At 39.1% G+C, this 22,152-nt stretch carries 8 protein-coding genes; 2 read left to right on the plus strand and 6 right to left on the minus strand.

Going from position 1 to position 22,152, the window contains the following annotated elements; all coding sequences use genetic code 11:
- The 4 genes from EPU_RS08295 to mfd all read right to left on the minus strand — a co-directional run.
- A partial coding sequence (locus EPU_RS08295) for a hypothetical protein (RefSeq protein WP_010168354.1) occupies window positions 1–677 on the minus strand: 677 nt, incomplete at its 3' end.
- A gap of 219 nt (window positions 678–896) precedes the next feature.
- Window positions 897–1,916, minus strand: coding sequence for a peptidylprolyl isomerase (locus tag EPU_RS08300; RefSeq protein WP_029488255.1), 1,020 nt, complete (start codon window positions 1,914–1,916; stop codon window positions 897–899).
- A gap of 79 nt (window positions 1,917–1,995) precedes the next feature.
- Window positions 1,996–3,573: a peptidylprolyl isomerase gene (locus EPU_RS08305; protein WP_029488256.1), complete on the minus strand. Its 1,578-nt coding sequence runs from the start codon at window positions 3,571–3,573 to the stop codon at window positions 1,996–1,998.
- 40 nt (window positions 3,574–3,613) lie between these two features.
- Complete coding sequence (gene mfd, locus EPU_RS08310; protein WP_029488257.1) at window positions 3,614–7,141, minus strand: transcription-repair coupling factor; 3,528 nt, start codon at window positions 7,139–7,141, stop codon at window positions 3,614–3,616.
- A gap of 206 nt (window positions 7,142–7,347) precedes the next feature.
- On the opposite strand from mfd, the gene EPU_RS08315 reads away from it, so the two are divergent.
- Complete coding sequence (locus EPU_RS08315; RefSeq protein WP_029488258.1) at window positions 7,348–7,851, plus strand: DUF7922 domain-containing protein; 504 nt, start codon at window positions 7,348–7,350, stop codon at window positions 7,849–7,851.
- Between the two features lie 137 nt (window positions 7,852–7,988).
- On the plus strand, window positions 7,989–8,447 hold the full coding sequence (locus tag EPU_RS08320; RefSeq protein WP_010168362.1) for a DUF7922 domain-containing protein: 459 nt from the start codon (window positions 7,989–7,991) through the stop codon (window positions 8,445–8,447).
- 675 nt (window positions 8,448–9,122) lie between these two features.
- On the opposite strand, the gene EPU_RS12790 is transcribed toward EPU_RS08320, so the two are convergent.
- Both EPU_RS12790 and EPU_RS13640 read right to left on the minus strand, forming a co-directional pair.
- Window positions 9,123–10,715: a LysM peptidoglycan-binding domain-containing protein gene (locus tag EPU_RS12790; protein WP_010168364.1), complete on the minus strand. Its 1,593-nt coding sequence runs from the start codon at window positions 10,713–10,715 to the stop codon at window positions 9,123–9,125.
- Between the two features lie 95 nt (window positions 10,716–10,810).
- Window positions 10,811–22,102 (minus strand): apolipoprotein A-IV repeat region-like domain-containing protein, encoded by an 11,292-nt coding sequence (locus tag EPU_RS13640; protein WP_207634960.1) that lies wholly within the window; start codon window positions 22,100–22,102, stop codon window positions 10,811–10,813.
- Window positions 22,103–22,152: the final 50 nt, after the last annotated feature.

A 22,152-nucleotide genomic window follows, 5' to 3' on the forward strand; every position in this document is an offset into this window, starting at 1 on the left:
GTGGCATCTGTATTTTCTGGTGCAACAACTACTACGTCTTCAGCTGTTGCGTCTGTATTTTCTGGTGCAACAACTACTACGTCTTCAGCTGTTGCGTCTGTATTTTCTGGTGCAACTACTAATGCGTCTTCAGCTGTTGCATCTGTATTTTCTGGTGCAACAACTACTACGTCTTCAGCTGTGGCGTCTGTATTCTCTGGTGCAACAACTACTACATCTTCAGCTGTTGCGTCTGTATTTTCTGATGCAACAACTACTGCGTCTTCAGCTGTGGCGTCTGTATTTTCTGATGCAACTACTACTACGTCTTCAGCTGTTGCGTCTGTATTTTCTGGTGCAACAACTACTGCGTCTTCAGCTGTGGCGTCTGTATTTTCTGGTGCAACTACTACTGCGTCTTCAGCTGTGGCGTCTGTATTTTCTATTACTACCGCGATGTCTTCTAGTATCACTATCGCTTCTTCGTCTAGTGCACTTGCTTTTTTGGGTGCAGCTATTACTACTACATCATCTGTCGCGTCTTCTACTTCTATCTCCACTTCTATTTCCACCGCATCAGAATCTGTTTCTTCATTTATAACGTTCACTGCTTTTGTTGTATCTCCATAAATTGAAACAGCTCCAAGTGTTAATGATCCTGCCAATGTTAACGCAAATATTTTTTTTGATAGTTTCATAATTGATCTCCCTTTTTATATGATATATAAACCTATTTCCATTCCAATTATACTACACAATTATTGAGTTTTCAAATCCTTTTTTTTACTTTTTTTGATAAAGTATCACTTTTTTGTTATAAATGTTAATTTGTTAATAACAATTGCTGCTTTAGTTTTAGCAGTATCAATATATTTAGTTGCTATGCTATCAAGATGGTTTTTATATTGGTAATTATTTCATAACACTATCGCATCATATGCGTCTGTTAGCTCGACTGTCGCTTGGCCAGCGAATTGCGTTACAACCTCTGCCGCATACACCTTCTTGGCAGTGGCGATATAAGTTTTACTCAGTTGATCCGCTGTCGATGTATTATGTGAAATCGTTTTACCCACGTGGTATCCATATGGCGATTCTATAACTTCATTCCATATGCCTCCATCTGCAGTTTGAAATGCCACTCTCTCAAGTTTTCCTCCGATATCTCCAGGGCTGATAATATATTTCGCATCGTCATCGGTGGCATCTTCTGAGTATTGAGCTGCCAATCTGCCAATATCTTCTCCATCTTTTACTCTTTGTAGTAAATTTTTGGCCAACGACAATTTCTCTGCTTTTATTTTATCACTCAGCTCGTTGCCATCCTTGTCGGTTTTTGCAAGCAAAATGTGTTTTACTGTCACTGTTTGATACGCGCCTAAGTTGCGTTCTACTTTCGTCGCAATTTCTTCGGCAGGCGGAGTATATTCTTCCGCTATAGCGTTTTGCACATCCACAACAATTTCTAGCGCTGTTAATAGCTCAATTACATCTTGCTTYTTAAAGTTATTTGCTTTTGCCACTTCTCCGTTGTTATTCATAAAAATTTGCGCATCTCTTTCGATCAATCTCACTTGCTCTTCGCTTAAAGTAATTCCCAATGCTGCTGCCTTATTATTGGCCATAATAGCCATTGCAATAGAATTAATGGCATTTTCCTTTGCAATATCTGAAACCTTATGCCCGTCCACTTTTGATGATATGTCTAGCCCATATTCTGTCTCAAAGCTATTTTGCGCGCTCCATAAATATACGCAAAACATAGACATATTTACTGCAACATCATTAATTGTAGCAACCAGTTCACCTTCACCCAGTTTTGTACCTTCACCAATTGCTCCACTGCTAAATACTGTATTTTCAATCGTACCATACGCAATGGCAGATCCCAATATTAATGTTCCTGCAACTACCAATGCCGCCACTTTTAACTTCATAACTTTTTCCTCCGTATTAAAAAAAGACCTCCTGTAGACTATACCAGAAAGTCTTTGAAATATTTTTTGATATTCTTATTTAGTTATTAACTGTATCTTCTATCGGTGCAGTACTTTCAGAGGCAACAGTTTCTTCGGCGAGCACAACATCTGCAACTGCTTCTTTTGTGATTGCAACATCGTCTGATTCAACTTCCTCTTTTGTGATTRCAACATCGTCTGAKTCRACTTCCTCTTTTGTGATTGCAACATCGTCTGAGTCGACTTCCTCTTTTGTGRTTGCAACATCRTCTGAGTCGACTTCCTCTTTTGTGATTGCRACATCATCTGAGTCGACTTCCTCTTTTGTGATTGCAACATCATCTGAGTCGACTTCCTCTTTTGCGATTGCCACATCATCTGAGTCGACTTCTTCTTTCGCGATTTCAACATCATCTGCCGCGATAGTTACATTATCAGATGAAGCTGTTACGCTAGCTCCTGCATGATCGTGGTCGTGGTCGTGTGCTGTTGTATCTTCTGGCATAAGCTCAAAATCTTGCTCTGGTGCGACGTTTGTTATTAGATCAATTTTTTCATATGCATCGGTGGTATCAATTTTCGCGGCTTCTACAAACGACATAATTTCTTCACCGGCAAAATTCATTTGCGCATAAGCAATATACTCATCTCGAATGGCATCTTCATCRGCTTCTATATGATCGATGGTTTGACCGATATGGTATCCATATGATGTTTCCACCGGCTCTGCCCATATAGCACCATCTGCATTGTCAAACGCTGCAGCTTCGAATTCTGGTACCATTTCACCGCGCCCAAACGTATATTCGCCGTTGGTAGCTTTAGATCCAGGGTCTTCTGAGTACTCAGCAGCCARCTTACCAATGTCTTCTCCAGCTTTAATTCTATCCAAAAGTTCATTTGCAAGAGCCAATTTCTCAGCCTTTACTTCATCGCTTACTGGGGCTCCAGTCTCATCCACTGTACCAATTAAAATATGTCTAGCCGTAACTTTCTCATAGCTTGGTTTTGCCAATTCTACTCTTTCGTTGATCTCTTCTTCTGCTGGCATATAAGTTTCGCTTAAGGCCCTTTGAACTTTGTCGGATAGCTCGGCACCTATTAGTAGATCGATGACATCTTGCTTTGTAAATCCATGCAGCTTTGCAATTTCACCGTTGATATCTATAAATGTTGACGCGTCCGCTTCGATGAGCGCCAATTCGTCCGCAGTTAATTTAAGATCCATTTCGTCGGCTTTGTTATTGGTTATGATCGCAAGGGCAACAGATTTGAGTGCATTGTCTTTTGCAATCTCGCCTATTGTTTGGCCTTCTATCTCCATATCTTTCATTATACCCATATCCATTCCCAATTGCATTTCGAAAGCAGACTGCGCACTCCATAGATATGCGCGATAGATGGACTCATTGATTTTTACATCATCTATTGTTGCCACTAAGTCGTTTACTCCAAGTGTCACTCCATCGCCCATCACCCCATTATTAAAAGCAGACTCGGAGGCGCCACCTGTCGCTTCACCAGCAACATTAGAATCATCGGCATTATCTTTCATTGATGCGGCACATGCTGCTAAAGCTCCTACTGATAAGACACCTGCTAATACCATCGCTACGATTTTTTTTGTCAATTTCATAATATCTTCTCCTTTTTGTGGTCACCTATCGAAATTCGTATTATTGTCCCCTTTTTTGTTTATATTCTTTAATATCACATAATATTTGTTTAACAAAGTCTAGGTATTCTTTTTGAGGAATTTCCTGTGTATTGAAAAATAATCTGATATCTTTATCTATATTTATGCGCAGAATCTTACCATATTTATTAGCTAGCAGGGACAGCACCTTCCCTTCAACTTCATGAGTGAATTTTAGCATAAGCATGTGAATATTTTGTGATATTAATGAAATATTTTGCGAATTTGCGCTCGACTTTATCATAGCAATATTTAACAAATTTAGTACTGTTGTTGGCGGATCTCCGTATCTATCTGTAATTTCATCCATAACATTTAGGTAGTCATCTTCTGTTCTGATAGATGCTATCTTCTTATATATATCTAGTTTCTGAATTTCATCTTTAATATAGTTCGATGAGATAAACGCATTAATTTTGATTTCTATAGTAGTTTCTATTTTTTCTTCCTCTATGCCTCCWCCTTGCTCTATTAAAATGGCTTCTCTAAGCATCTTGGAATACAGTTCATACCCTATTTTGGCCATATGACCGCTTTGACTGGCGCCCAGTAAATCTCCGGCTCCTCTAATTTCTAAATCTCGCATAGCAATCTTAAAGCCTGCCCCCAACTGCGTAAACTGCTTTATAGCATTTAATCTTTTCTCCGCAACCTCCGAGAGTATYTTGTCTCGCTTATATAGCAGGTACGCGTACGCTTGCTTATCACTTCGCCCCACTCGCCCTCTCAATTGATACAGCTGCGACAATCCCATCTTATCGGCGTCTACTATAATTATAGTGTTGGCATTTGCTATATCTAGCCCAGTTTCTATAATTGTTGTACAAACTAATACGTTGATTTCTTTATTTTCAAACCGCTCCATTATGGCTTCTAGCTCTCGCACGCTCATCTGCCCATGCGCCAACGCTACTTTTGCYTTTGGCACCATATTTGAAAGTTGCGCCGCCTTTTCTACTATATTTTGAACCCGRTTTGATAAAAAGTACACTTGTCCTTCTCGATTGATTTCGCGGTTTATGGCATCTTTTATAAAATCATCGCTCTCTTCTAATACATATGTTTGCACGGCACGCCTTTCGCTTGGTGCTTCTTCTATTACCGACATATCTCTAATCCCTATTAGGCTCATCTGCAATGTTCGGGGAATCGGTGTGGCCGTAAGAGTTAATGCATCTACTTCTGTTCTCATTTGCTTTAACTTTTCTTTATGCGCCACTCCAAATCTTTGCTCTTCGTCTATAATTAGCAACCCCAGATCCTTAAATAATACATCCTTCGATAGTAAACGATGCGTTCCTATTACAATATCTATCATTCCGCTTTCTATGCCTTTAAGCGTTTCCTTAATTTGTTTTGGAGTTCTAAATCTTGAGAGCACCCCCACTGATATTGCTTGCGACTCCATTCTCTTTAGGAATCTTTCGAAATGCTGCTGAGCCAAAACTGTTGTCGGCACGAGGTATGCCACTTGCTTGTGGTTTAGTATAGCCTTAAATGCAGCTCTGATGGCCACTTCTGTTTTGCCATATCCTACATCTCCCAAAATTAGCCGGTCCATTATTTTGTCGCTTTCCATATCGGTTTTTACCGCTTGTATTGCATCGATTTGGTCTGATGTTTCTTCATATGGAAACGATTCCTCAAACTCTGTTTGCCATATCGAATCTTTTTCATATGCGAAGCCACGCGAATTTTCCCTTTTGCTATATAGCAATATCAATTCTTTTGCTATATTTTTGACCGAATTTCTTGCTTTCGATTTTGCTTTTTTCCATTCGGGGTTTCCTAGCATATTTAATTTTGGAGCGGCACCTTCGCTTCCCACATACTTTTGCACTAGATCCATCTGATTTATATTTACGTATAATGTTCCCCCTTCATAATTTATTTTTAGATTATCGCGGGCGACACCCTCTGTTACTATTTTTTCTATACCTATAAAAATACCTATGCCATGGTTTTCATGGACCACATAGTCGCCTTCTGCCAACTCCATAAAGCTCTCTATTTTAGCGCCTTTGTATTTTTTCTTGGTTGAGACTTTCCTATCTTTTCCAAATAACTCTCTATCGCTTAATATTACAAACTCCAAATCCTCATATATAAAGCCATGACTTAGCGATCCACTTGCAATAAGAATTTGCCCTTTTTGAATGTCATAAGTTAAATCTCCTAATGCTGTATATATCTTTTGTTCCTCAAGTATCTCGGCCACGTGCGCCGCTTTAGATTTTGTACCTGCCAAAAATACAGTTGCCTTACCTTCGGCCTTATATTGTTTTAGATCTTGTTCAAAAATTTTTAAGCCTTTGTAGTTACTATTAATTTCGTTTAATCTAATTTCTAATATGTTTTTGGTTGTTGCCATATCGTCAGATGCTAAAAATGGCATAAACCCAATGTAGTTTTTTTCAAATACTTTTGCAATTATCTCTTCTCTATTAAATATAAATTTGACCATGCTCGGTAGCATATGTCCATATTCTAACCTGCTCTTTACACTCTCTTCATATTCTAAAAACACTCTTAGTAATTTGTCTTTGCATTTCTTTATGTCCGTTATAAAAATCGTTTTTTTATATTCTAAATAATCGAATAATGACGCTGTTTCCATATCACAAAACGGCGCATACAATACCTGAGTTTCTATATTTAGTCCATTAACTATAGATTCAATATCCTCGTTTGTATTCTCTTTGATTCTATTAGCCGCAGATTTTGCTCCACTTTCTCTAAGTACCCCAATTGTTGCTTTTAGCTCTTTTTCTATGATTGGTATCGCTTTTAGCAACTTTTCTCTAGGAATAATAATTTCCTGATTTGGATAAATGTAAGCTCTTTCTATGTTATCGATCGTTCGTTGCGTTATCGGGCTAAATCTACGTATAGAATCTATTTCGGTATCCCACAATTCCATGCGAATTGGTGTATTATTTGCCGGAGAAAAAATGTCCATTATTCCGCCTCTAATAGCAAACTGCCCCACCACTTCTACTCGTCCAACACGTTCATATCCATTTTCTATTAATTGGTAACTCATAGACTGTAAATCTACAGTATCTCCGATTTTTATTACAATCTGAGCTCTTATAAATTCATCTTTTGGCGAAAGTGGATTTAGCAGAGCGTCAATTGTCGTTACTATTATCGCTTCATTATTTTTTATGATAGCATCCAGCGCCTCTATTCGTTGCTTAACAATTTCATTACTATGAACATCCGCATTATAAAATAGAATATCTCTGCTTGGATAATATATTACATTTTCACTGCCAAATAAAAACGCGAGGTCTTCTTTTACTACTTCGGCTTCTTCTTCAGAGCTAGCAATTACAAAAGGGCATGTATCCAAAAAATCGGCCAAAGTGTATATCAAATGTCCCTTTGCTGCCTCAATAATTCCACCTACAATTCCCGTTTTATTTCTGTTAAATTCATTGATAAACTTATTCATTCCCTCAATTTTTTTGAGCGGTTTTGTAAGAGTAGTTTTAGTATTTGTCATTAATCCCAACCTATTCAAATTTTTAAGGCAATTATACAAGTGCAAACCTGTCTATGTCAAGCCCTTGACAAATTTTTTAGTCTTGTAGTTTCTTACTTTCTCTAATTATATATTTTTTACATTATCTTTTAACTTTGTCACCAAATAAAAAAAAAAATCATATACTTATTATTAGAATTATCTTTATCAGCAAAGGAGCAGACATAATGCATTTAGACAGTTGTATTAACCTCATTGAAAACAGCCCAGGATATTCTACTAATCATAAACCAGTTTTGGGAACTGCATCTATCGAAAAAGGTCARGTRGGACTAACAACTCTCGGAGAACTTAGAATTTATGTAAAACATTTAAAGMCTATACCCGATACAGATTATCTCTGCTATCTAATGGGCAACCAAAAATTAATGGCAGTCAAGGTGGGCCCTATTAACGTTCCCGATTTTTCAAGGCATACCATTTTTCAAATAAATTTTGAAAATTTAGATGGGGGTGGATTTAGCATATTCGACATCGAGGCCGTTGCTATTATCCTAGATGAACCCAATTTATCGAATAAGAATATTGTATTAGTTGGATATACAACTCACCCGTTTCACTTCATTCCTCTAATACACAATGCGCATCCGCTTAAGTTATATGAAAAACCAATTACAAAACCGCTTCATACCGTTATTTCCGATAAGATAAAAACATTGACCCATCAATAAAGTAGTGTTCCAAAAGATCAATCAAAAACTACCCCTATAGTTTTTGATCCAGTTACCAATGTGCAATTATTAGATATTGAAACTTCTTCCGATTTTTAGGCACAAAAAAAAAAAAAAAAAAAAAAGGTGGTGCTATAATGCACCCTAATCATAAACCAGTTTTTGGAACTGCATCTATCGAAAAAGGTCAAGTGGGACTAACAACTCTCGGAGAACTTAGAATTTATGTAAAACATTTAAAGCCTATACCCGATACAGATTATCTCTGCTATCTAATGGGCAACCAAAAATTAATGGCAGTCAAGGTGGGCCCTATTAACGTTCCCGATTTTTCAAGGCATACCATTTTTCAAATAAATTTTGAAAATTTAGATGGGGGTGGATTTAGCATATTCGACATCGAGGCCGTTGCTATTATCCTAGATGAACCCAATTTATCGAATAAGAATATTGTATTAGTTGGATATACAACTCACCCGTTTCACTTCATTCCTCTAATACACAATGCGCATCCGCTTAAGTTATATGAAAAACCAATTGCAAAACCGCTTCATACCGTTATTTCCGATAAGATAAAAACATTGACCCATCAATAAAGTAGTGTTCCAAAAGATCAATCAAAAACTACCCCTATAGTTTTTGATCCAGTTACCAATGTGCAATTATTAGATATTGAAACTTCTTCCGATTTTTAGGCACAAAAAAAAAAAAAAAAAAAGGTGGTGCTATAATGCACCCTCTTTTTTTTAAGAATCTCAAAAAAACATTTACAATACTTTCTTATTTTTTCTAGGATGCGCTTTAAATAAAAACATTGACCCATCACGAAAGTAATGTTCCAAAAGATCAATCAAAAACTACTCCTATAGTTTTTGATCCAGTTACCAATGTGCAATTATTAGATATTGAAACTTCTTCCGATTTTTAGGCACAAAAAAAAAAAAAAAAAAAAAAAAAAAGGTGGTGCTATAATGCACCCTCTTTTTTTTAAGAATCTCAAAAAAACATTTACAATACTTTCTTATTTTTTCTAGGATGCGCTTTAAATAAAAACATTGACCCATCACGAAAGTAATGTTCCAAAAGATCAATCAAAAACTACTCCTATAGTTTTTGATCCAGTTACCAATGTGCAATTATTAGATATTGAAACTTCTTCCGATTTTTAGGCAAAAAAAAAAAAAAAAAGGTGGTGCTATAATGCACCCTCTTTTTTTTAAGAATCTCAAAAAAACATTTACAATACTTTCTTATTTTTTCTAGGATGCGCTTTAATTAAATAATCTCAAAATTTGTCCTGAAAATATTTTATTTGGATCCTCTAGTATATCTTTGTTGTTTTCATAAAGCTCCATATATCTGTTCTTATCGCCCAATCTCTCACTTGCTATATCCCACAACGAATCTCCTTCCTTGACTGTATAATACTCAACAATATTTTTATCTTCTATTTCTATAATCGGTTCATCATCCAATCCTACAATTACTATATCTGGCTCTGGAATTATTGATATTATATCTATATCATCTTTTTTACTTACTAATATTTTTATCTCATCTGCTATTTCGCCTGCAACTCTGGCTTCTGTTGTACCTATTTCTAGCTCATCTGCTATTTCGCCTGCAACTCTGGCTTCTGTTGTACCTATTTCTAGTTCATCTACTATTTCGCCTACAACTCTGGCTTCTGTTGTACCTATTTCTGGTTCATCTACTATTTCGCCTGCAACTCTGGCTTCTGTTGTACCTATTTCTGGTTCATCTGCTATTTCGCCTGCAACTCTGGCTTCTGTTGTACCTATTTCTAGCTCATCTGCTATTTCGCCTGCAACTCTGGCTTCTGTTGTACCTATTTCTAGTTCATCTGCTATATCACCTACAACTCTGGCTTCTGTTGTACCTATTTCTAGTTCATCTACTATTTCGCCTGCAACTCTGGCTTCCGTTGTACCTATTTCTAGATCATCTGCTATTTCGCCTACAACTCTGGCTTCCGTTGTACCTATTTCTAGCTCATCTGCTATTTCGTTTGCAACTCTGGCTTCCGTTGTACCTATTTCTAGTTCATCTGCTATTTCGCCTGCAACTCTGGCTTCCGTTGTACCTATTTCTAGTTCATCTGCTATTTCGTTTGCAACTCTGGCTTCTGTTGTACCTATTTCTAGATCATCTGCTATTTCACCTGCAACTCTGGCTTCTGTTGTACCTATTTCTAGTTCATCTACTATTTCGTTTGCAACTCTGGCTTCTGTTGTACCTATTTCTAGTTCATCTGCTATTTCGCCTGCAACTCTGGCTTCTGTTGTACCTATTTCTGGTTCATCTGCTATTTCGTTTGCAACTCTGGCTTCCGTTGTACCTATTTCTAGTTCATCTGCTATTTCATTTGCAACTCTGGCTTCCGTTGTACCTATTTCTAGCTCATCTGCTATTTCGCCTGCAACTCTGGCTTCTGTTGTACCTATTTCTGGTTCATCTACTATTTCGTTTGCAACTCCGGCTTCCGTTGTACCTATTTCTAGTTCATCTACTATTTCGCCTGCAACTCTAGCTTCCGTTGTACCTATTTCTTCTTGACCTAGTATCGTAATATTGGGCTCTGGTATATTTATACCCCTTTCTTTTATATCTTCTTTTATATCCTCGCTTATATCCTCGCTTATATCCTCACTTTTCTTAATTTCTATAACTTGAGGCTTCATCGTTGGAACAGTTTCAAATTTATTAAGTGAAAAATCCGCTATATCTGAGATATCCAAGTTATGCTCTGTATCCGTTATTTCATCTTCTGCATTTCCTAAACATCCTGTTAAACCAATACATGTCGCCATCATCAATCCCAATATTGTACCTTTTTTATCCATATCTTAAACCTCATCCTCTCTCGTTAACTAGTAAAATCTAGTAGCAAAAAATAAGGAAGAATCTCAGTTTAACTGCTTATTCTTCCTAAAGAAATTTACTGTGGCAATTTTAGCATTTGCCCAGGATAAATTTCTCCTCTCTCATTTAATATCTCTTTATTGAACTCATAAATGTCTTCATATCTTAATGGATCACCATAAATTTTAGCTGCAATATCCCATAATGAATCATTTTCTTCTACTATATATGTGCCCGGTATTTCTTTTGTCTCGGTTTCTAGTTCGGTTTCTATCTCGGTTTCTATTTCGGTTTCTATCTCGGTTTCTATCTCGGTTTCTATCTCGGTTTCTATCTCGGTTTCTACCTCGGTTTCTATCTCGGTTTCTATCTCGGTTTCTACCTCGGTTTCTATCTCGGTTTCTATCTCGGTTTCTATCTCGGTTTCTATCTCGGTTTCTACCTCGGTTTCTACCTCGGTTTCTATCTCAACGCCATCTTTATATACATATATTACTTGCCCAGGATAAATTAAATTTTTTCCATTTAATAGATCTTTATTTAGCTCATAGAGTTCTTCATATCTAAGTGGATCGCCATACACTTTATTTGCAATATCCCATAGAGATTCATTTTCTTTCACTATATATGTTCCTGGAATGCTATTTACTTCTTCTATAACGTCTTCTATAACCTCTTCTGTAGTTTCTTCTATAACGTCTTCTGTAACTTCTTCTGTAACTTCTTCTGTAACTTCTTCTATAACGTCTTCTATAACGTCTTCTGTAGTTTCTTCTATTACATTTCCTTCCTTATATATATAGATTATCTGCCCCGGGTAAATCAAATTTTCATTGTCAATTATTCCCTTATTCAATTCATAAATTTCTGGATACTTCATCGGATCTCCGTAGGCATTCTTAGCGATATCCCACAAAGATTCATCTTCACCTACGATATATGTGTTTCCAAGCTTGTCATTTACCACTGGACCTGCTATAACTTCATCCACCACTGGATCTGCTGGTACAATAACTTCATCCACCACTGGATCTGCTGGTACAATCACTTCATCCACCACTGGATCTGCTGGTGCTATAACTTCATCCACCACTGGATCTGCTGGTACAATCACTTCATCCACCACTGGATCTGCTGGTACAATCACTTCATCCACCACTGGACCTGCTGGTACAATCACTTCATCCACCACTGGATCTGCTGGTACAATCACTTCATCCACCACTGGACCTGCTGGTACAATCACTTCATCCACCACTGGATCTGCTGGTACAATAACTTCATCTACCACTGGATCTGCTGGTACAATAACTTCATCTACCACTGGATCTGCTGGTACAATCACTTCATCCACCACTGGATCTGCTGGTACAATCACTTCATCCACCACCGGATCTGCTGGTACAATAACTTCATCCACCACTGGATCTGCTGGTGCAATAACTTCATCCACCACCGGATCTGCTGGTACAATAACTTCATCCACCACTGGATCTGCTGGTACAATAACTTCATCCACCACTGGATCTGCTGGTACAATAACTTCATCTACCACTGGATCTGCTGGTGCAATAACTTCATCTACCACTGGATCTGCTGGTACAATCACTTCATCCACCACTAGACCTGCTGGTATAATAACTTCATCTACTACTGGATCTGCTGGTATAATAATTTCATCCACCACCGGATCTGCTGGTACAATCACTTCATCCACCACTGGATCTGCTGGTATAATAACTTCATCCACCACTGGATCTGCTGGTACAATAACTTCATCTACCACTGGATCTGCTGGTGCAATCACTTCATCCACCACCGGATCTGCTGGTGCAATAACTTCATCTACCACTGGATCTGCTGATACAATAACTTCATCTACCACTGGATCTGCTGGTGCAATAACTTCATCTACCACCGGATCTGCTGATACAATAACTTCATCCACCACTGGAGGTGCTATAATTATGATTTCCCCTTCCGGTGCCGGGTGCTCTGATATTACTGGCTTCGCCGGCGCTATGATTACTATTTCTTCTACTGGCAATGTTGCTTCATCCAAAATTTCAATGCGCCCTTCGCCATTTACATCATCATATGCGTTCGTACTATCTAGTTCATCTACTACATAACTCAACAACACTTCGTCTGCCGCTTTTACTTTATCTTCTAGCAAAACAGCTTCTCTAAACATTGTCATTCCTTCTCCATATGACGATAACATATAACTTTGCGATGCCACTGTATAATCTTTGTTTAGGTCCAGCGGTTCTCCGTCTATCATTACATTTCTCACTCGATACACTCCGTCTACAGAGACAAACTCCCCTTGATCATTCATTTGAACTGCCGATGGAATTGTTGAGTCGATTGCATAGCTTAATCCAGATACCTGTAAAAAGCCTTTACTTTCTGCCGGTATATTTTTGGCACCCATCTCCAATGCATCTAGAATCATTTGCCCTGATACCACCGCCGCTGTTGCCTGGTCCCCTGCAGGATGAACTTCCAATATATTTCCAAATGTTATATCTCCCTTATTTATGTCGGCTTTAATTTGGCCAGCATTGATTAAGGCAACATCGGTATTTAAAGCTTTGCGATACGAATCTGCCACCAAGTCCCCCAAATTGGTTTCCTGAAATCGGACCATTCTATTACCTTCTGAATCATTAGCTGCCAACACAGTCTCCGTCGTTGCCACCACCATGTTTAATAGCATCTCAAACTCTTTACTTGTTTCATTTATATCTGTTACTGAATCAAATTCTTCTTCATCTGTTGTCGAACCAACTTCATCCTCTACTTCATCTGTTACCGGATTAGCTTCATCCTCTACTTCATCGGCTATCGGATCAGCTTCATCTTCTACTTCATCTGCTACCGGATCTGCTTCATCCTCTACTTCATCTGCTGCGGGATCAGCTTCATCCTCTACTTCATCTGTTGCCGGATCGAATGCATCGTCAGTTTCATCTGCTGCCGGATCAGCTTCATCCTCTACTTCATCTGTTGACGGATCAACTTCATCCTCTACTTCATCTGCTACCGGATCAACTTCTTCATCAACTTCATCTGTTGCCTGATCGAATGCATCGACTACTTCATCTGCTGCCTGATCGAATGCATCGTCAGTTTCATCTGCTGCCTGATCAAATGCATCGACTACTTCATCTGCTATCGGATCAGCTTCATCCTCTACTTTATCTGCTGCCGGATCAAATGCATCGACTACTTCATCTATTGCCGGATCAAATGCATCGACTACTTCATCGGCTACCGGATCAACTTCATCCTCTACTTCATCTGCTGCCGGATCAACTTCATCCTCTACTTCATCTGTTACCGGATTAGCTTCATCCTCTACTTCATCTGTTGCCGGATTAGCTTCATCCTCTACTTCATCTGTTGCCGGATCTGCTTCATCTTCTACTTCATCTGTTGCCGGATCAGCTTCATCCTCTACTTCATCTGTTGACGGATTAGCTTCATCCTCTACTTCATCTGTTGCTGGATCAGCTTCATCCTCTACTTTATCTACTGCCGGATTAGCTTCATCCTCTACTTCATCTGTTGCCGGATCGAATGCATCGATAACTTCATCTGCTATCGGATCAGCTTCATCCTCTACTTCATCTGCTACCGGATCAACTTCATCCTCTACTTCATCTGCTGTCGGATCAAATGCATCGATAACTTCATCTGCTATCGGATCAGCTTCATCCTCTACTTCATCGGCTGCCTGATCAAATGCATCGATAACTTCATCTGTTGCCGGATCTGCTTCATCTTCTACTTCATCTGCTGTCGGATCAAATGCATCGATAACTTCATCTGCTATCGGATCAGCTTCATCCTCTACTTCATCTGTTGCTGGATCAGCTTCATCCTCTACTTCATCTGTTGCCGGATTAGCTTCATCCTCTACTTCATCTGTTGCTAGATCAAATGCATCGACTACTTCATCTGCTGCCGGATCAAATGCATCGACTACTTCATCTGCTGCCGGATCAAATGCATCGACTACTTCATCTGCTGCCGGATCAAATGCATCGATAACTTCATCTGCTATCAGATCAGCTTCATCTTCTACTTCATCTGTTGCCTGATCAAATGCATCGACTACTTCATCTGTTGCCTGATCAACTTCATCCTCTACTTCATCTGTTGCCGGATTAGCTTCATCCTCTACTTCATCTGTTGCTGGATCAGCTTCATCCTCTACTTCATCTGTTGCCGGATCGAATGCATCGACTACTTCATCTGCTGCCTGATCAAATGCATCGACTACTTCATCTGCTGCCTGATCAGCTTCTTCATCAACTTCATCTGCTGCCTGATCAAATGCATCGATAACTTCATCTGCTGCCGGATCAAATGCATCGACTACTTCATCTGTTGCCGGATCGAATGCATCTTCTACTTCATCTGCTATCGGATCTGCTTCATCCTCTACTTCATCTGTTGCCGGATTAGCTTCATCTTCTACTTCATCTGTTACCGGATTAGCTTCATCCTCTACTTCATCTGTTGCCGGATCAAATGCATCGATAACTTCATCTGTTGCCTGATCAAATGCATCGACTACTTCATCTGCTACCGGATCAAATGCATCGACTACTTCATCTGTTGACGGATCAAATGCATCGTCTACTTCATCTGCTATCGGATCAGCTTCATCCTCTACTTCATCTACTGCCGGATCAAATGCATCGACTACTTCATCTGTTGCCGGATTAGCTTCATCCTCTACTTTATCTGTTGCCGGATCAAATGCATCGACTACTTCATCGGCTACCGGATCAAATGCATCGACTACTTCATCGGCTGCCGGATCGAATGCATCCTCTACTTCATCTGCTACCGGATCAGCTTCATCTTCTACTTCATCTGCTGACGGATCAAATGCATCGACTACTTCATCTGTTGCCAGATCAGCTTCATCCTCTACTTCATCTGTTGCCGGATTAGCTTCATCTTCTACTTCATCTGTTACCGGATTAGCTTCATCCTCTACTTCATCTGTTGCCGGATCAAATGCATCGTCTACTTCATCTGCTATCGGATCAGCTTCATCTTCTACTTCATCTGTTGCCGGATTAGCTTCATCCTCTACTTCATCTGTTGCCGGATTAGCTTCATCCTCTACTTCATCTGTTGATGGATTAGCTTCATCCTCTACTTCATCGGCTGCCGGATTAGCTTCATCCTCTACTTCATCTGTTGCCTGATCAGCTTCATCCTCTACTTTATCTGTTGCCGGATTAGCTTCATCCTCTACTTCATCTGTTACCAGATTAGCTTCATCCTCTACTTCATCTGTTACCAGATTAGCTTCATCCTCTACTTCATCTGTTGCCGGATCGAATGCATCCTCTACTTCATCTGCTATCGGATCAGCTTCATCCTCTACTTCATCTGTTGATGGATTAGCTTCATCCTCTACTTTATCTGTTGCCGGATTAGCTTCATCCTCTACTTCATCTGTTGATGGATCAGCTTCATCTTTATCGGCTGCCGGATCAAATTCTTCGTCGGCTTCATTTAGTGCGGCTTCAATTGCCGCTATTATTTTTTTATTACTTTTGTTATTGTTTTTGTTGATCTTTTCAGTTGCGCTTTTTATCTCATCTTTCAATGTATTTTTGTCGTCTCTTTCATCTCCAAAAATTAAAAATACTTCTGATGATGCATCGATTTTTGACTTGCCCGATTCATTTTTCATATCAATTATATTTTTGTTCATTTTTTCCAATTGATCATTTAATGCTACTAATATATTTGTTGATATTTCCGATTCCTTTGCATCTTCTAATTTTGTTTTCGATTCTTTTGCTGATTTTTTTGTCGATTCAGAGTTTGATATCTCTTTTTCCAATTTTGCTATATCTTTATTTATTTTTTCTAGCTGCTTATTTAAGGCTACTAGTGTATTTGTTATTTCATCAGATTGAGTTTGCTTTTCGGTTTCCTCTTTTGCTTCTTTCTCTTCTTTTAATTGCGCTATATCTTTATTTATTTTTTCTAGCTGCCTATTTAATTCTGCGTTTAATTGCGTTTGCTTTTCGGTTTCCTCTTTTTCCTCTTTTTCTTTTTTTAATTGCGCTATATCTTTACTCATTTTTTTTAATTGCTTATTTAATTCTGCGTTTAATTGTGTTTGATTTTCGATTTCTTCTTTTTCTGTTTTTTCTGTTTTTTCTGTTTTTTCTTCTTTCTCCTCTTCTTTCGCCTCTTCTTTTTCTGCTTTTAATTGTTCTATGTCCTTGTTAATTTTTTCCAACTGATTGCTTAATAGCAAGGCTATTTCAACTTCTGTCGACTCCGGTATTTCTTGCTTGAGCGCATTTATATCATCGTTGATTTTTTCTAATTGGTTGTTTAATAGCATCGCGACGCTTGTCATTGATTCGTTTGTTGGCACTGCTATTTCTAAATTTGCTAAATCTTCATTCATTTTTTCTATTCTGTCGTTTAATATTATGAACAATTCTAATGATGTGTTTTCTTGAGGCACGATTACTGGTTTTGCCACCGCGTCTTCTAGATTTGCTACATCGTTATTTAGCATTTCTACTTTATCATTTAGCAACCGTAGAATTTCTGACTCTGGCTCTTCTGTTTTATCATTTTTTAAATCTACGATATCATTATTTATCTTTTCTAATGCGTCGGTTAATGCTAGCCAAATTTCTGACTCTATTGGCTCGTCCACTTTTTTTACCTTTGATTCTGTTTCTAAGTTTAATAAATCCGTACTTATTTTTTCAAATTTTTGGTTAAATTCTTCATTTATTCCCACGATTGTATCTGTTAGTAGTGCATATTGATCTTTTTTCTCTTCTGAAGTCGGAGCCGAATTGTTGATGATGTTATTAATTACTATATTTTGACTTAACTCCTCAGCTTCTTTATAATCTTTATACTCTTTATCACTTAACTCTTTGTCGTTATCAGCTTTATTCCATTTATTTCCTGAACTGTGTTCAACTTTTCCTGTGTATCCATCAATATCTACTGTAAAATTTAACTCACTATCATTCGGAATATGCTGTTCGGATTTTGGCTGTTCAGATTTTGGCTGCTCGGATTTTGGCTGCTCGGATTTTGGCTGTTCTATTATTACTGGTTTGGCTTCTACAATCGGCTTACTTTTTTCAGGTTTAGTAACTTTTGAATTTACTGTTACTATAATCTTTTTTTCTTCACTTAGCTTATCGATGTTAGACCACAGTTTGTTTATTGCAATATCGTCATCGTTTGCTTGCTTTTCTTCTGGAATTAGTTTTGACTCTAATATATGTGAAGCTGGAATTGTATCAACCAGCGGGGTTGCCCCCAATGTAGGGGACTCCGTTTTATTTTCTGATTTTACTATCGCTATAGGCACTTCAACTTCTTCGGCTGATGCAGATTCTTCTACTACCGCTATCGGTACTTCAACTTCTTCGGCTGATGCTGTGGCAGATTCTTCTACTACCGCTATAGGTACTTCAACCTCTTCGGCTGATACTGTGGTAGATTCTTCTACTATCGCTATCGGTACTTCAACTTCTTCGGCTGATTCTTCTACTACCGCTATCGGTACTTCAACCTCTTCGGCCGATGCTTTGGCAGATTCTTCTACTATTGCTATCGGTACTTCAACTTCTTCGGCTGATGCAGATTCTTCTACTACCGCTATAGGTACTTCAACTTCTTCGGCTGATTCTTCTACTACCGCTATCGATACTTCAACTTCTTCGGCTGATGCAGATTCTTCTACTACCGCTATCGATACTTCAACTTCTTCGGCTGATTCTTCTACTACCGCTATAGGTACTTCAACTTCTTCGGCTGATGCAGATTCTTCTACTATTGCTATCGGTACTTCAACTTCTTCGGCTGTAGCAGATTCTTCTACTATTGCTATCGGTACTTCAACTTCTTCGGCTGATGCAGATTCTTCTACTATTGCTATCGGTACTTCAACTTCTTCGGCTGTAGCAGATTCTTCTACTATCGCTATCGGTACTTCAACTTCTTCGGCTGATGCAGATTCTTCTACTATCGCTATCGATACTTCAACTTCTTCGGCTGTAGCAGATTCTTCTACTATTGCTATCGGCACTTCAACTTCTTCGGCTGTAGCTTTGGCAGATTCTTCTACTACCGCTATCGGTACTTCAACTTCTTCGGCTGATGCTGTGGTAGATTCTTCTGCATCTGGTTTGTCATCTTCCGGCCCATTGTGCTCTGTTATGATGGTGATTCTACCTTCTCCATATGGATTCGCATATTTCTCAGTTATTGTTCCGCCGAGATCATTTTGGATATAGTCGATGAGCACTTCATTGTCTACTTTAAATTTGTCCTTTAAAATTGGCGCTCCCAGAAACATCGACATTCCATCTCCGGCTTCTAGCAATAAATAATTATGTGATGCGACAGAGTATTCTTTATCCAAATCTAGAGGCTCTCCTCCTATTATTACATCTTTTACTCGATACGCGCCCGCAACCTCAACAAATGCTCCTTTGCTATCCGTTACTACAGATGATGGAATTGTTGTATCTATCGCATATGTCATTCCCGATACATGTAAAAATCCTCCGCTTCCACTTGGCATGCTTTTGGCACCCATCTCTAGTGCATTCAATATAGTTTGCCCTGTTGCCAAAACAGACATTGTATCGTTGCCCCATGGATGTACATTGATTATATCTTCTAATGTAATTTCTCCGGCTTCGATTGTTGCTCGTATTCCTCCCGCATTTACAATTGCGACATCTGTTTCTAACGCACTTCTATAGGCATCGGCGGCGAAGTTGCCTAGGTTAGTTTCACGCACTCGGATTATTGCCTGACCTGTTACTGGATCTGCGGTTGTTAAGCTTATATCGCTGATGGCCACTACTTCTGTTAGCATCTTTTCAAAAGCTTCTGTCTCCTTTGCTATAAAGTCTGAGACCGCCTTGTCTTTAGGCTCGTATTCCGCAATTAGCTCTGCCCTTATTTCGTTTGTAGATGGATTGATTGTAATTTTACCAATATTATCAAATTTTGCGCCTGTTTGTGTAAGAATCACGTCTTCCCCAGCAGCATTTTGAATTACTTCTCCATCAATTACTGTATGCGAATGTCCATCTATCATTAGATCTATTCCTGTAGTATTTGCGATTATATCTGTTGATCGCCATGGCGCGCTCTGCTCTTCTACTCCCAGATGTCCAATAGCAATGACATAATCTGCGCCATCATCTATCGCCGCGTCAACAGCTTCTTGCACAGTTACATAGAGCTCATCTCCCTCTTCTTTTAGACCATAAATATACTCACCATCTTTATTTTGGAAATATGATGGAGTCGATTTAGTAAAGGTCTCCGGAGTTGTAATTCCTACGTATCCAATCGTGATCTCGTCGTGTTCTGTTAAAGTAAACGCATCAAAAACAGGTGCGTCGGTTTCTAAATCTATAAAGTTGCTTGAGATAACATCAGCATCTAGCAAATCCATCAACTCTAGCATTCTAGGAATTTTGTAATCAAACTCATGGTTCCCTGGAACAAAAATATCGTAACCAACTTCATTCATTATATCAACCAAAGCTTTTCCTTCAGTTAACTTGCCAATTGGGCCGCCTTGAATAGCGTCACCGGCATCTACAAGAATGACRTTTTCTTCTCCATAAAGCGAATTCATTTCTTTTTCATATGCAGCTAATCCAGCATACCCGATATTTTCGTCTATTGCACAATGGATATCATTGGTATGAATTATCACAATCTCTGCAACTTCTTCAGCTGATGCTGTAACATCTTCTACTATCGCTAGCGGAGCTTCAACTTCCTCGGCTGATACTGTAACATCTTCTACTATCGCTAGCGGAGTTGCAACTTCCTCGGCTGATGCTGTGACATCTTCTACTATCACTAGCGGAGCTTCAACGGCTGATGCTGTGACAGCTTCTACTATCGCTATCGGAACTTCAACTTCCTCGGCTGATGCTGTGACATCTTCTACTATCGCTATCGGAGCTTCAACTTCTTCAGCTGATGCTGTGACATCTTCTACTATCGCTAGTGGAGCTTCAACTTCTTCGGCTGATGCTGTAACATCTTCTACTATCGCTATCGGAGCTTCAACGGCTGATGCTGTAACATCTTCTACTATCGCTAGTGGAGCTTCAACGGCTGATGCTGTGACATCTTCTACTATCGCTAGCGGAGCTTCAACGGCTGATGCTGTAACATCTTCTACTATCGCTAGCGGAGCTTCAACGGCTGATGCTGTGACAGCTACAGGTTCTTCTGGTACCGGTACCGCAGCTTCTTCCGCTAGTGCTAATACAAGTGCAACGAAATCTTCAGCTTCTTCTTCTACTAGCGCACCATCTTCTTCCACTAGTGCTAATGCAAGTGCAACAAAATCTTCAGCTTCTTCTACTAGCGCACCATCTTCTTCCAATAATTCAAGCGCAACGACATTGGCAGATTCTTCGGCTACTGGTGCCACTTCATCTGTGATTTCTAGTAATACTAATTCTTCTGTTGTAACCGGAACTTCGATTTCCGCTAGTTCAAGCGCAACGACATTGGCAGATTCTTCGGCTACCGGTGCCACTTCATCTGTGATTTCTAGTAATACTAATTCTTCTGTTGTAACCGGAACTTCGATTTCCGCTAGTTCAAGCGCAACGACATTGGCAGATTCTTCAGCTACCGGTGCCGCTTCATCTGTGATTTCTAGTAATACTAATTCTTCTGTTGTAACCGGAACTTCGATTTCCGCTAGTTCAAGCGCAACAACATTGGCAGATTCTTCAGCTACCGGTGCCACTTCATCTGTAAGTAGTACTAATTCTTCTGTTGTAACCGGAACTTCGATTTCCGCTGATTCAAGCGCAACGACATTGGCAGATTCTTCAGCTACTGGTGTCGCTTCATCTGTGATTTCTAGTAGTACTAATTCTTCTACCGGAGATTCGATATTCGCTAGTTCAAGCGCAACGAAATCTTCAGCTTCTTCTACGAGCGCACCATCTTCTTCCAATAATTCAAGCGCAACGACATCGGCCACTTCATCTGTAAGTATTACTAATTCCGGAGATTCGATATTCGCTAGTTCAAGCGCAACGAAATCTTCAGCTTCTTCGGCTAGCGCACCATCTTCTTCCAATAATTCAAGCGCAACGACATCGGCCACTTCATCTGTAAGTATTACTAATTCCGGAGATTCGATATTCGCTAGTTCAAGCGCAACGAAATCTTCCGCTTCTTCTACGAGCGCACCATCTTCTTCCAATAATTCAAGTGCAGCGATATTGGCCACTTCATCTGTAAGTATTACTAATTCCGGAGATTCGATATTCGCTGATTCAAGAGCCATGACATCCGCAGTTTTATTTATTGACTGATCATTTTTATTGGCTTCTGTTA

Origin of the sequence: Candidatus Epulonipiscium viviparus, from assembly GCF_000171335.1 — a bacterium.
Classification (GTDB): domain Bacteria; phylum Bacillota; class Clostridia; order Lachnospirales; family Cellulosilyticaceae; genus Epulonipiscioides; species Epulonipiscioides viviparus.

Coding starts and splice junctions, on each gene's coding strand:
- EPU_RS08320 (WP_010168362.1), top strand. CDS start 7,989: ATGCACCCTAATCATAAACCAGTTTTTGGAACTGCATCTATCGAAAAA.
- EPU_RS12790 (WP_010168364.1), bottom strand. CDS start 10,715: ATGGATAAAAAAGGTACAATATTGGGATTGATGATGGCGACATGTATT.